General features: G+C 71.5%; 10 protein-coding genes. All 10 read left to right on the top strand.

The genetic code is table 11. The annotated features are described in order from the left end of the window. The first annotated feature begins 56 nt into the window (after positions 1-56). Complete coding sequence (locus IEZ11_RS47225) at positions 57-986, top strand: conjugal transfer protein (RefSeq protein WP_189269283.1); 930 nt, start codon at positions 57-59, stop codon at positions 984-986. Further along, entirely contained in the window at positions 983-1,324 is a 342-nt protein-coding gene (locus IEZ11_RS47220) for a hypothetical protein (protein ID WP_189269282.1), read from the top strand. The genes IEZ11_RS47225 and IEZ11_RS47220 overlap by 4 nt, the downstream gene beginning before the upstream one ends. Beyond that, entirely contained in the window at positions 1,321-1,893 is a 573-nt protein-coding gene (locus IEZ11_RS47215; protein ID WP_189269281.1) for a hypothetical protein, read from the top strand. Before IEZ11_RS47220 ends, IEZ11_RS47215 begins: the two co-directional genes overlap by 4 nt. Then, complete coding sequence (locus IEZ11_RS47210) at positions 1,890-4,574, top strand: ATP-binding protein (RefSeq protein WP_189269280.1); 2,685 nt, start codon at positions 1,890-1,892, stop codon at positions 4,572-4,574. Before IEZ11_RS47215 ends, IEZ11_RS47210 begins: the two co-directional genes overlap by 4 nt. After that, positions 4,571-4,921, top strand: a complete 351-nt coding sequence (locus tag IEZ11_RS47205) for a hypothetical protein (protein WP_189269279.1) — start codon at positions 4,571-4,573, stop codon at positions 4,919-4,921. The genes IEZ11_RS47210 and IEZ11_RS47205 overlap by 4 nt, the downstream gene beginning before the upstream one ends. 1 nt (position 4,922) lies before the next feature. Continuing rightward, positions 4,923-7,802: a hypothetical protein gene (locus tag IEZ11_RS47200; protein ID WP_189269278.1), complete on the top strand. Its 2,880-nt coding sequence runs from the start codon at positions 4,923-4,925 to the stop codon at positions 7,800-7,802. Continuing rightward, on the top strand, positions 7,799-8,947 hold the full coding sequence (locus IEZ11_RS47195) for a C40 family peptidase (protein WP_189269277.1): 1,149 nt from the start codon (positions 7,799-7,801) through the stop codon (positions 8,945-8,947). The genes IEZ11_RS47200 and IEZ11_RS47195 overlap by 4 nt, the downstream gene beginning before the upstream one ends. 278 nt (positions 8,948-9,225) lie before the next feature. Next, positions 9,226-9,606: a hypothetical protein gene (locus IEZ11_RS51600; protein ID WP_229713843.1), complete on the top strand. Its 381-nt coding sequence runs from the start codon at positions 9,226-9,228 to the stop codon at positions 9,604-9,606. After that, on the top strand, positions 9,582-12,215 hold the full coding sequence (locus IEZ11_RS47185) for an ATP/GTP-binding protein (protein WP_189269275.1): 2,634 nt from the start codon (positions 9,582-9,584) through the stop codon (positions 12,213-12,215). Before IEZ11_RS51600 ends, IEZ11_RS47185 begins: the two co-directional genes overlap by 25 nt. Continuing rightward, on the top strand, positions 12,206-13,120 hold the full coding sequence (locus tag IEZ11_RS47180) for a replication-relaxation family protein (protein ID WP_189269274.1): 915 nt from the start codon (positions 12,206-12,208) through the stop codon (positions 13,118-13,120). The genes IEZ11_RS47185 and IEZ11_RS47180 overlap by 10 nt, the downstream gene beginning before the upstream one ends. Positions 13,121-13,363: the final 243 nt, after the last annotated feature.

The following is a 13,363-nucleotide window of genomic DNA, read 5'->3' as shown; positions in this document are numbered from 1 at the left end:
GGGCCGACGGGTTTTCTCAAGGTCAGCAACATTCGTCCTGACCTGGGAGTTTGAACATGTCCCCTGGCCTGCAGGCCTCACAGAGCGAGGCCGCTGCTCCGATGGTGGCGGGCGCCCGCCTGGAGGCGATGCGACGCCGCGTCCGCCTCTCGCGTGTGGCGGTCTGGACCGTCATCGCGGCCGGCCCGATCGCCCTGTGCGTCGCCGTCGCCTCCACCCCGACCACGGTCCAGGCGGCCACTTCGGACAAGCCCACCGCGGTGCGCACTGCGGCCGCCGGCAACCCGAGCGGCTATGCGCAGGTGTTCCTTGGCGCCTGGTTGCGCAGTAGCGCGGGCGACGAGACGAGTGCGCAGGCGCGGCTTGCGCAGGCGCTGGCGCCGGACGTCGACCTGCCCGAGCCGGGCGCCGATGCGCAGTCGGCGCCGCAGTCAGTGACGGCGGTGCGCAGCGCGCAGCGCGGCACTGGGGCGTGGTCGGTGACCGTGGCTGCGCAATACGCCGGCGGCTCGGTGCGCTACTACGCCGTGCCGGTGGTCGCCGACCGGTCCGGTAGCTCGTTCGCGGTGACCGGTGTGCCCGGCGTGGTGGCCGGCCCGGCCCGGGCCAAGGTGCCCGCGTCACCGTATGGCGTGAGCGTTCCGGACGGTGATCTGTCCTCTGCGCTCGGCGAGTTCCTCGCCGCTTATCTGACCGGGTCCGGAGAGGTCGACCGCTACTTCGCTCCTGGGGTGAACCTCACCGCCGTCTCCCCCGCCCCGTACACGGCGGTCTCTGTCGAGCAGGTCTTGGCCGTCGAGGAGGCCGCGGCCGCCGAGAAGGTGCCGGCCGACGGCACGAAGGTGCGCGTGCTGGTCCGGGTGGAAGCCCAGGACGCGGGCGGACGGTGGCCGCTGGCGTACGAACTCACTCTCAAGGCCCGCTCGGGCCGGTGGGAGGTCGCCGCGCTGGAGTCCGGGACCGCCCAGGGCGGAGGTGCCCGGTGAACACGGTGCATTCCCTGATGCTCGCGGGGCAGCTCAACGACCTCGGTAACAGCTGGATCGACATGTTCAAGGAGTGGGCGACCAAGGGCCTGCAGGCCGGTCTCCTGGTGCTGGTCGTCGTGGTCATGGTCCAGAAGTTCTCGCTGAAGGCCGGCATCGGCGCCCTGTTGCTGATGATCATCGCGCTCGGGCTGTACAACTCCCGCGACAGCCTCGCCAACATGTTCGAGGACGAGGTGAAGAACCCGGCCAAGGGCGCACCGGCCGCGCCGGGCCTCGTCCGGTCCGAGCTCCCCGTTTCCCGTGACCACGCTCCGGGCGTCGGAGGCTGGCTGTGACCGCGGCCGCGGCCCGGGTGGGCCGCTACTACACCGCCGCGCGCCGTCACCCCTGGGTGCTGGGCAAGGTCGCCGACTGGAAGATCCCTCTCGGCCCCTACACCCCGGCGCAGATCGCACTCGCCGTCGGCGGCGGCTTCCTCCTAATCAAGACGATCGGCTGGTGGACGTGGATGGGGCCCGTCCCCATCGTCGCGTGGCTGCTGGCGATCTGGGCGGTACGCCAGCCGAAGATCCGGGGCCGGGCCCCGCTGCAGGCCGCCCTCGGCTGGCTGCTGCTCGGCTGGCAGCCGCGAGGAGGCCGGATCGGAGGGCGGGCCGCCCGCGACCGCGCCCCTCAGCCGCTGCTCGGCGGTTTCACCATCGAAGGGGCGCCCGTGCCCGGTGCGGATGAGGCCGGGCTGGCTCGGCGGCCCGCACATCGAGCGCCGCTGAAGCTGCCCGGCGCCCGGAGCTCCTCTACGCCGCACAGCCGTCCGGAGCCGACAGGACCCGCAGTGCCGGCGGGGCCGGTGTCGGGTGTGCAGCAGTTGCTCGCGCTCGCGCAGCAGGGTGGGGGTGTCCGGTGAGGGTTCCGATCCGTCACATCGCCGGGCACCTCGTGTGGTCGACGCACGGCAGCGTGTGGGCCCTCTACCGCCTGCACCCCGGACCGGACGCGCAGGGCCAGCGTGAGGACACCATGCAGGGCACCTACCTGCCCGCTGCGGTCCGCGACGAACAGCTCGCCAAGATCACCCACTTGATCCGCTCGCTGTCCGGGGCACCGCGCCTGTACGGGCTGTGCGCGCAGGTCGACCCGGGTGAGATCGCCCTGCGCATGATCGAGGGCATCGAACCGGCCGAGCAGGCACCGGGCACGGGCCGGCACCCGTGGGTGGAGAACGTCGAGGCCGCCCTGAGCCTGCTGGACGACCAGGAGATGCACCGCCGCACCCTGTGGCTGGCCGTGCCCCTGCAGACGGAAGGCACCGGCCTGCAGGTGTCGGCGTCCGTGGGCGCGGCATGGGCCGAGATCGCGCCGATGTTGGGTATCGCGCCCGTGCCGGTGGCCCGGCGCGAGGTGAACGCCTACCGCGAACAGGCTTCCCGGGTGGAGGCCGCGCTCGCCGGCGGCCTCGCCTTCCGTCCCGCCAGCCCGGCGGAGATCGTGTGGATGATCCAGCACGCGCTCCACCGCGGCCTGCCCGAGCCGCTGCTCGCCGAGGCCGAGAGCAGCGACCTGTACGGCGGGCAGATCCGGGGCGGCGTCCTGCGCTCCCCCAGCTACGCCGATCTCGGCCAGGTCCGGCTGCAGGAGGGCGGCATCGATCCCGAACTCGACGATGCCGACGAGCTCAAGAGTGCAGGCCGGATCACCCGGTCAGGCCGCACGGCCTGGTGGCGGCTGAACACCGGCTCGCCGCTGGGGCGGCGCTGGCTGCAGGTGGAGTCCGACGCCGGTGTCGGCTACCAGGCGCAGCTGGCGCTGGCCGAGTGCCCGCCCGCGGTCGGCCAGGATGCCGCGGATCTGTTCGCGCAGCTGGAGCTGCTCGACTTCCCCGTCGACTACACCGTCGACCTCACGCTGGTGCCCGCGGAGAAGGCCCGCGACCAGGTGCGGCGCAAGAAGAACGAGTTGGTCGACCAGGCCGACCAGTACGACGCCCGGCCCACGGGCATGCCCGCCTCGCTCGCCGAGGCCGCCCGCGACCTCGGCGAGCTGGACGCTCGTCTGTCCCGTACCTCCGTCGAGGTCGAGGTCCAGTCGGTGACCGTCCTGACCGTGTGGGGGCCGACCGCCGCCGTGTGCGATGCCCGGGCCCGTGCTCTGGCCGCGCTGCTCGGCGGTGCGGACTACCGGGCGGTGCGCCCAGCCGGCCTGCAGGAGGCGCTGTTCACCCTGGGGCTGCCCGGCACCGTACGGCCCGGGGTGGTCCGGGAGTTCACCCAGCACCAGGTCAGCGAGGACTGGGCGCTGGGCGGGGCCTTCACCACCGCGGAGGTCGGTGACCCGAACGGGATGTTCCTCGGTATCGACCTGGACAGCGGCACGACCCGCCCGGTGATGATCAATGTGGCGGACGCGCCCAAGGTGGACGCCTCGGCCTCGATGGGGATCGTCGGGGATCTCGGCGCCGGTAAGAGCGTGCTGCAGAAGCTGATCGCGGAGGCAGTGTGGGCGCGAGGCGGCTGCGCGATCTGCATCGACCGCACCCCGGTCCGCGAGTGGGCGAGCTTCGCCCGCACCGCGGCCCGGGGCCGCGCCCAGATCATCGACGCCGCCCGCGCCGAGGTGAGCATCGACCCGCTGAGGATGTTCGATGGCCCGGAAGGCCGCCACTACGCCCTGTCGTATCTCACTCTGCAGCTCGGCATCGGCCCGATGAGTACCAGCGGCGAGGTCCTGCACCACGCCGTCGAGCAGGCCGCCGCCGGCCCGGCGCCCTCCATGCACCGCGTCCTTGAAGTCCTGGAGGAGATGGCCGCAAACGAGGCAGGAAAACGGCAGGACGCCGCGACGACCCTCGCCGGCCTCGTCCGCGTCGTCGCCACCAACTCGCTGGCCCGCATGGTCTTCGACCCCACGCTGCCGCCGGTGCGGCTGGACGCCTCCAGCGCCTCCGACATGATCGTGATCACCACGACCGGCCTGAAGTTGCCGCCGAAGGCCGCGTTCGACAAGCCCGAGGTTCTGCACCAGCAGCCGCTGGAGGCGCTCATCGGCCGGGCGGTGCTCTACCTGATCGCGGCGATCGCCCGGCAGACCGCGTTTGAGGACCCGGAACGGTTCACGGCGGTCGTGGCGGACGAGCTGTACTGGCTCACCTCGTCGGCCGAGGGCACCGCCCTGGTCCACGAGATCCTCCACGACGGCCGAAAGCACGGTGCTGGCCTGCTCGCCGGATCCCATGACGCCGAGGAACTCGGCCCCGATCGCGGCCTGATGGCCTACCGCGCCCTCGCCCGCACCACGGACCGTGAACGCGCCCGCCGGGGGCTGGAGTTCGTCGGGCTCGACCCGAGCGACGCGGCGTTGGTGCGGCTGGTGACCACGGGGCTGTCCCCTGTCGGCCAGCGGGGCCGGGAGGGCGAGTTCCTGCTGACCTGCCCCCGGCAGAACACCGGCCGCATCAAGGTCTCCATCCCCCGCATCGCGCGTATCACCACGTCCGTCACCACCACACCGGGACGCCGCCCCAGCGCGGCCGCGTCCGCCGCCGATGCCGGCGGGGCCGTGAATGTCGAGTCGAAGGAGCACGTCGGATGACCACCGCGTCCTGGGACCGCTCCCGGCGCATCGCTGCGGCGGCCAGCATCGTCATCTTGATCATCGTGGCTATCGGCGCGGTCGTCCTCGGGGTGATCCTGCCGGACGCGTGGTGGCCGCATACCGGGAAGGCGTTCGCCGCCAGCGCAGACGGCGCGCACCACGGCCCGTGTGACCTGGTCGTCGGCGCGGCTAAGGCCTACTGCGAGCGCGGCACCTCCACCGAGGCCGCGGCGGACCGGCATGCCGTGTCCGGTGCAGCATGGCGGCTGGTGCCGGTCTGTGCGGGTGTGGCGGCCCTGATGGTGTGGCGGCTGCGGCCCGCCGCACGGCAGAGGCGGGGCTGACATGTTCCGCCCAGACCGCGCGACCCTGCGCTCGGCCGGTTTCGTCGTCTTGCTCACCGGCGTGTTCCTGATGGTCAACACCCAGGTCGTGTATGCGGCCAGCAGTACGAGCGAGACGGGGGACCTGCTTGCCCCGCTGAACATCACCTCGTCCGAGGGGGTGCCGATCAACGGGTACGACCTCGGCTCCTCGGGCGGCTCGATCATCAACTTCAAAGGGCAAGCCCTGGCGTTCAGTTTGTCTGGGCTGTTCACCCTGATCCGGCTGCTGGTCGGGCTGGCCGGCTGGGCGATCGAGGTCGCGTTCCGGTTTCCCCTGCTGAAGGTTCTCGCCCGCCCCGCGCAGAAGATCGCCGACACCTACTACAGCGTCGTCGTTGACACGATCGGGTTGAAGGGTCTTCTGCTCGCCTGGGCATTCGTGTTCGCCGGGTTCATGATCGTGCGGGGGCGGGTCGGTCGAGGCCTGGGGGAAATCTTCCTCACTCTCCTCATCGGGGCGATCGCCGCGTCCGCTCTCATCCGCCCCGACACCCTGCTCGGCCAGGACGGGCCGCTGGGCCAGGCCCAGCAGGTAGCCGCAGAAGTCGCCCAGCAGAGCGTCAACTCCTACGACTGGGGCGGCAAGGTCGCCAGTACTGACCCGTGCGCGGGCATGGCGGGCAACGCCGAACTCAAATGCCTGCAGCAGGAAGACGAAGCCCCCGTCTCCGCCGAAGATGTGGCCCGGCCCCTGCAGGACTCGATCACCAACGCCTTGATCGTCAAGCCCTACATGCTGCTGGAGTACGGGCGCATCCTCGATCCCGCCAAGAAATCCGACCTCAAGGCCTACGCCGTCCATCTCAAGTGGGTCTCCGGCGGATACAAGGCCTCCGGCAGCGTAGACGACAGCGGCAGCACGGCGGACTGCGACTCGCTCGCCAAGCCAGCTCGCAAGTACTGCGAGGAGCAGAACAAGAAAACGGACGCCTGCTCTCTGCTCCACGGCCCCGCGAAGAAGTACTGCGAGGAGGACAGCACGGACAACTGCGCCGGAATCAACGGCCCCGGCAAGCAGCTGTGTGAAGCCGGCACCACCGGGGGGCTGCCGGGGTTGACCTCCGGAAGCGACCTGCTCAGCGCGTCCACAGCGATCACCAGTGAGGATGATCGGGAGTTCGCCGCCTTCCTCGCCGACATGAAGAACGCCGGGGACGTCGGCAAAGCGTGTGCCTCCTACGCCGAGGAGCCCACGTGGTGGCGGGTCGGCGGTGCGTTGCTGCTGCTGATCGCCGCGCTGTTCATCTGCGGGATGCTGCTGTCCAGCGCGATCGTGCTGCTGGGTACCCAGGGCGTGTGCGTGGGGGCTGCGGCAGTCGGCGGGGTCACGTTCGTGGCGGGCATGCTGCCCGGCCCGGCCCGGCAGTCGGTGTGGAAGTGGCTGTCCCTGTGGGGCATCGCCATCATGGCCGTCGTCGCGATCTGCGCGTTCATCCCGGCCTTCGGGATCGCCATCGACGCGACCGTCACCAACGGTCCCGACCTGATGGTGGAACGGATCCTGCTCATCGACGTGCTGGCCATCGCGGGGGCGGCCGGACACCGTCGGCTGCTGACCGGCATCACCTCCTTCGGCCGACGCATGGCCATGCGGATGCGCTACGCCAAGGTCGGCGGCACCCACATGCCCGGCGACACCTCCGAACTCGGCGCCGCGCTCGCGATGAACTCCCCTGCCGCACTGGGCGGATACGGCGGCGGGCTGCGCCTGCTCGCCGGCGGCGGCCGGTACGGGACGCTCGGCACCCGCCAGCGGCTGATGGGCGCACTCACTTCCCTGTTCGACGGCACGGGCATGCCGGTGGACACCGGCGGGATCCTCGCCGACGCCACAGCGGAAGCAGGACGCGGTCTGGCCCCCCTGACCGCGGCCGCGGCGGTGGGCGGGCTGGGAGCCCGGCTGGGGCTACGGGGCGCGTACGGTCTGCTGATCGGCCGCCGCCCGGACGACGAACAGCTCGCGAAGTGGCGCAAGCCCACGGCGGGCGGCGACGAACACTCCGGCGGTACGGACGGCGACGACGGCGGCGGCGGACCCAACGGCGGCCTCGGCGGCGGTGGTCCGCTGCGGCCTGGCGGTCCGGCAGACCGCTACCGCAACGAGGACGGTCAGATCGTCAACCGTCGGTCGGGCGAGGTGCTTCACGACCAGAACTCCGACCGCACGCTGCTGGCGACGCGCGCCCACAACCGGCTCGTGCGGTACCGCGGGTACCGCATTCTCAACCGGAGCGGCCGGACGGTGTACGGGGCGACCTACGGTCTGCCAGTCACGGTCCGTCCGGCGCGGGAGGGCCGATCGCGGTTCACCCAGGACGCCCAACAGCAGGTTCACGTCTGGGGCAACACCGTCCGCGAGGACGGCAGGGCTTGGGCCGACACCGGCCGGCATGTCGGCCGGACGTTGCGGGACCACACGGACGACCGTGGGGCTGCCGTCCCGTTCACTCGCCGCCTGTCCACTCCCACGACTCCCCCCGCCCCGCCTTCCCCGGCAGCCGGCCGATCTTCCCAGCCCACCCGCCGCTCCGGCCCCCTCCCGGCGCCTCCTGCCTCTCCCACCTCAGCGCCGACGCCGCCTCGCACGCCCGCGGCAGGAGCGGGCAGCGGGCCGCCCTCCCCGCCGACGTCCCCGACGCGGCTTCGAGGCGGAGCGCCACGGCGTCGCCCCGTACCCGGCGGGCCCGGGGCGGTCCTTCCCGGTGGCGGAAACGTGAGCGGCAGCACGCGTGACGAGGCGAGGAGGCGGTTCCAGGAGTTGCTGCGCCGGACCGCAGCCGACGCCGAGCTCCTGCGCCAGGAGCAGGAGCAGCCGCCGCAGGACGGTGAGAGCGAGTGAGGAAGGGCCGGCGCCGTCTGGCGCGCTGGGGCTGTGTGGTGGTGCTGCTGCTGTTCGCCGCCGTGTGCTGCGCCGCACCGGTGGGGAACGCGATCAGCGCGTACGTGGCACTGAAGGCGGACGAGGACGACGGCGGGATCGCCCAGGGCGGCAGTGCCGCGGACATCCCCGCGCGGATGCTCGCCGCCTACAAGAAGGCCATCCAGCAGGTCGCAACGTACGTGCCGAAGTGCCGGGGCATGCGCTGGCCGATCCTCGCGGGGATCGCCAAGGTCGAGTCCAACCACGCCATCGGCCACAGCATCGCCGCCAACGGAGACATCCGCCCGAAGATCTACGGAGTCCTCCTCAACGGCTCCGGCCAGGGCGGCAACACCACCCCCGTCGCGGACACCGACAACGGACGCTGGGACGGCACCTCGACCGGGGAACGTGCGGTCGGCCCCTTCCAGTTCCTGCCCTCCACCTGGGCGTCGATCGGCGAAGACGCCAACGGCGACAAGGTCGCCGACCCGCACAACGCCGACGACGCCGCGCTCGGCGCCGCCGTCTACCTGTGCGGGACGGGCCGCGACCTCACCCAGCGCACGCAGCTCAAGGCCGCGATCCTGCACTACAACCACTCCAGTGAGTACGTCGCGACGGTGCTGGGCTGGATCGACCAGTACACCGCGGCCGCCGAGGACCCGAACCTGACAAACGTCACCGCGAAGGTCCGCACCGTCATCGAGGCGGCGCTCTCCCAGCGTGGTGTCCCCTACTCGTGGGGCGGCGGCAACGCCCAGGGCCCGTCGTACGGGATCTGCTGCTCCCCCAGTGGCAAGAGCGGCACCTCTATCAAGGGCTTCGACTGCTCGGGCCTGACCCTGTACGCCTACGCCAGGGCCGGCGTCCAGTTGCCGCGGACCGCGGCCGCGCAGGCCGGTGTCGGGCAGCGGATCCCCTCCAGCCTCGGTACCGGTGTCCTCAAGGTGGGCGACCTCGTCTTTTTCGCCTACGCCCCCGGACACGACTCCACGATCTATCACGTCGGTATCTACGCGGGGAACGGTCGCATGATCAACGCCGCCCGCCCGGGCACCACCGTCCGCCTGGACGCGGTCAGCACGATGTCCGGCTACGCGGGGGGAGCACGGCTGCTGTGACCACTCCCCCGCACCCACCGCGTCTCCTCGTGCTGAGCACCGTCGTGCTCGCCGTCGCCGGCATCGCACTGCTGGGCATGCCGCATGGTCCAGGGGCAGCGGCCCCGGTCGTTTCGTCGACCGCATCGTCCGCGCCGCGTTCGTCGCCGGTTTCCGCAGCGCCCGCCGTCGTGCGGCCATCGTCCGTCCGCACGACGCCCTCCGCGACGCCCTCCGCGACGAGCATCGCGTCGCCGCCACCGGACGCGGAGTCACCTCTGCCACCGCACGGCGAGGGTGTGGCCAGCGACCAGGCCGCTCAGCTCTCGCTGGAGAAGGCCTGGCCTGCCGACCTTCCCGCTCACGACGAACATGAGCTGCTCACCGCGGGGCGAGCGCTGCTGCGTGCGGACGCCACCGGAGTCGGCCGCGCCCAGTGGCCTGGCCTCTTCCCGGACGCGGGCCAGGCGGTCGCCCCGGCGTTCTCCACCGCACGGTTCCGCGTCCAGGCCGCGATCGCCCGCCGCGACGGCAGCCCTGACAAGGCGGTCGTCCATCTGGTGTGGGCAGGCACGGACCGCGGCGGCACCTTCACCGATCTCCGCATCACCGAATGGCACTTCAAGCGAACTGCTTCGCAGAGGGGAGCGTCCACGTGGACTCCGCAGCCCCGTACCTGAGCAACCGGGCCGATCAAGCGGCTGCCGGTCAGGTACTCGGCCTGGTCACCGGTCTGGTCAATGCCGCGGACTGGCTCTACGACCACTGGTATCTGCTGGCCCTGGTCATCGCCGTGTGCTGGGGCGTGGGCGAACGTGCCGTGCGCCGGCTCGCAGCGAAGGCGTCGGCCGAGAGGATGGCCCTGGAGCTCGTTGCCTCCCGCCACTTCGATCCCGGCCTGGAGCACATCTTCCGGCGTGGGGTCCAGCTCGCGCGCGCGTCCACGTCCATGCCGTGGTGGGTGCCGCGCCGGGCGAAGACCGTGCAGATCCGGCTGCGTGCGGACGGCAGTGCACCGCTGCGCTACCGCGTCGAAGGCCCGGCCGGTGGTGAACGTCTGCTGTCGATAACGCCGTTCGGGCCGGACGTCACGGTCATGAGGGCCCGTCCGATCGTCGATGAGCCGCGCAAGCACACCGTGCGCGCCGAGTTCATCCTGCGTGGCAAGCCGACTGCCCCGCTGCGGGAGGTGCCGCTGGCTCCCGACCCGCTCCAGCCGCTCATCGACGCCGTGGCGGACCTGCGCGCCGAGCTCGGCGACCTCGCCGAGATCCGGCTCGACATCCAGCGTGCCCCGAAGTGGGCGCTGCGGGCGCGCCGTCTGCAGCTGATGGGGGCCGCCCGCCGGTCCGAGCGCCGGGAGGCCCAGCGGGCCGCGCGCTGGCTGCGGCAGGACGCCTCCGGCATCGAGGACTCGTTGGGATGGCAGTTGCAGCAGCTGCTCACGGACAGGCCGACCGCCGGTGCCGGGCGTCGCCTGGTGATGCCGCCGGTGCCGCGCCGGGTGGAGCCCGCCGAGGCGCTGGGCAAGCTCGCTGAGGACGACCACCTCGTACGGGTCCAGCTGCTGGTGATGTGCGCCTCGAACACCGAGGGCCGCGCCGAAGCGCGGCTCGCCCAGCTCCAGGCCGCCCTCGATGTGTTCGGCGGGCGCTCCAGGTGGGCCATGCGCGGCTGGCGGCTCGGCCCGTGGCGGCTCGGCGCCGACCACTGGCCCACACGGAGCGGGTTCGAGCGCCGCTGGGACCTGGGGCACTGCCAGCCGCCCCGCGCGAACTGGGTGCGGCTGGATGAGCTGACTGGCCTGCTCAAGCCGCCAACGGCTCACTGCCGGTTGCCGGTCCTCGCCGGTGACCTGCCGACCTTCGCGTTCGGCGATCCCGAGTTGCTGCTGCAGGGCATCTACCGGGGCCCGGACGGCCGGGAGCGGCTGGTGGCCACCTATGCCGAGGAGACCCTGTTCGAAGTCGGAGTCGGCCGGGCCGGCGGCGGGAAAACGGAGCGCGCCTTGGCGCAGGCGATCGGCTGGGCGCATGCGGGCGGCGGGCTGATGGTCGTCGACCCTCACCGCGACTCGTGGCCGCGGGCCATGCCGTTCCTCGCCCACGACACCCTGATGCAGCGGATCGCGCTGGTCGACCTCAACGGTCTGGGCACCAACCCGCGGGTGAGTTCGTGGAATCCGCTCGGGATGCACCACGGGCAGGCAGCGCACGAGGTAGTCGAGGCGGTCGCTGACGCCTACGCTTCCGCGCTGGCCTGGGACGACGCGACCGCCCCGCGGGCGCTGACCATCCTGACCGCCGCGCTGAGCGTACTGGTCGCGGTGAACGAGGTGGCCTGCCTGGCCGGCCGGCCCGACGCCCAGGCCACGATCTTCCATGTGCGGGCCCTGCTCACCGACGAGGGTTTCCGCAAGGCCGCGCTCGCTGCGGTGGCGGGTCGGCTGGACGAGGAGAGCCGCGCATGGTGGAAGGTGGTGTTCCCGACCCTGCCGCCCGACGCGTTCGCCGTGGTCCTCAACCCGATCGCCCGCCTCGCAGCTAATCCGGTCACCCGCGCCTTCCTCGGGCAGCCGGCCGGGGTCTACAACATCCGCACCGCGATGGACTCCCGGATGGTCGTGTGGGTGTGCCCGGGCGGCAACGGGCCCACCGACCGCCTGCTGACCGCTCTGCTCGCCCGGGACCTCCTGCGGGCCGCGCGCTCCCGACGTGACACTCCGGAAGACAAGCGGGTGCCTTTCCGCCCGTACCTCGACGAGCTGATCACCCTGACCGGCGCGGCCCCGGAAACCATCGCGGCCATGTTCGAGGACCTGCGCAAGTACAGGGTCCACATCCACGGCATGACCCAGCTGCTGCCCCGGCTCCCCAGCGCGGTGCGGCTGTCTCTGATGCAGAACGCCTCCACCCTGGCCACCACCGCCGGTTCGAAGTCGGCGATCGCGCCGGTCACTGCCGAGTGGGGTGACGATCCCAGCCCTGACCGCGTGGCCAGCCTGGACAGGTTCGAGCACTACGTCTCCATGAGCGTGCACGGCCGCCGTGTCGGTCCCATTCAGCTGCGCGGGCCGCATCTCGATGACGTCTTCGCGGCCCAGGCCCGCCCGCAGCAGGTCCCCGCGCTGGAGCAGGCCGCCCAGGCGAACGCCCAGGCCCTCCCCTTGAACCAGCTCACCGGCCGGGCCGGCGAACAGCTCGGCCGCGTCATCGCCTTCCTCGCCGACCACACCTCTGACGGCTCTGCCGTCCCCCTGTCGAAGGAGAAGGAAAACGAATGGAACTGACCACCGCCCAGAACAAGAAGCGTGCGACGCCGGGTCTCACGCCCAGCACCGTCGAACCGCTCAAGCACCAGATCATGGCGACGCTCGCCCAGCACCGCATGGCCTCCACCAGCCAGTTGCACGTGCTGCTGCGGCCTGACCGCTCCCGCCAGTCGGTCTCCGAGCAGCTCAACGATCTGCTCGCAGACCGCCTCGTCGACTTCGTCGTGCTGCCGCAGTCCAGCCGCACCCGGGTCTGGTACCTCACGCCGAGGGGCGCCCGCCTCACGAGGGACTGGCCGGCACTGCGAGGCCGGCCGCCGTACCCGATCACCTCGGCGACGGCCGCCTCCCTCAAGACCCCGCACACCCTGACCGTCCTGCGTGCGCATCTGGGCTTCGTCGCCGATGCCCGTCGCCGAGGCGACGAGCACGGTCACCTGGACTGGACCCCCGAGGTGTTCCACTCGATCGGAGACGGCGAGCGGGTCGTCGCCGACGCCGTCATGCACTACACCCTCATCGAGGGCCAGCAGCGGCGGAAACTGCGGGCGTTCGTCGAGGTCGACCGCTCCACCATGAGCAGCGAACGCCTGGCGGCGAAATTGATCGAGTACGCGAGGCTGTGGACGTACGAGCCGCAGCCCGTCGGCCGACGCCGGCAGGCGGGCAACCCCGGGTGGCTGCGCTGGTACCCGGTGTTCCCCCGGGTACTGGTCGTGCTGACCGGTGCTTCACGCCGGACCATGGACAACCGGATCAGCGACCTCAAGGCCATGGTCGCCCACCACCCGATCGTGGCTGATCTGGCCCGGGAGGTGCCGCTGGGGGCAGCCGTGCTGGAAGACCTGGACGGCTACGGCCCCACTTCTGATGTGTGGGTTCCGCTGGCCGGTGGCACGGCCCGGTCGTGGACCGAGCTGTGACGGCGTGTTCTCAGGCTCTGGCTGTCACAGCCTCGCAATCGCGCACCCAAACCACTTGAGATTTGCGCAAGCGAACATCTAGTTTACTTGTGCACAACCACGTCGGCTCTGAAACCACCGCCCCCGACAACTGCGTTGGGACACGCCACATGTCGCATGACATCGACAGCATTCGCACGCACGAAGCAGGATCCGACATCCGATGGCCGACCCGGACCCTGGACGTCGCGCACATCGGAGAGG

Source organism: Streptomyces fuscichromogenes, assembly GCF_014645815.1.
Taxonomy (GTDB): domain Bacteria; phylum Actinomycetota; class Actinomycetes; order Streptomycetales; family Streptomycetaceae; genus Streptomyces; species Streptomyces fuscichromogenes.
The sequence above is the reverse complement of the archived record's forward strand: the minus strand, read 5'-3'. Positions and strand labels throughout refer to the sequence as shown.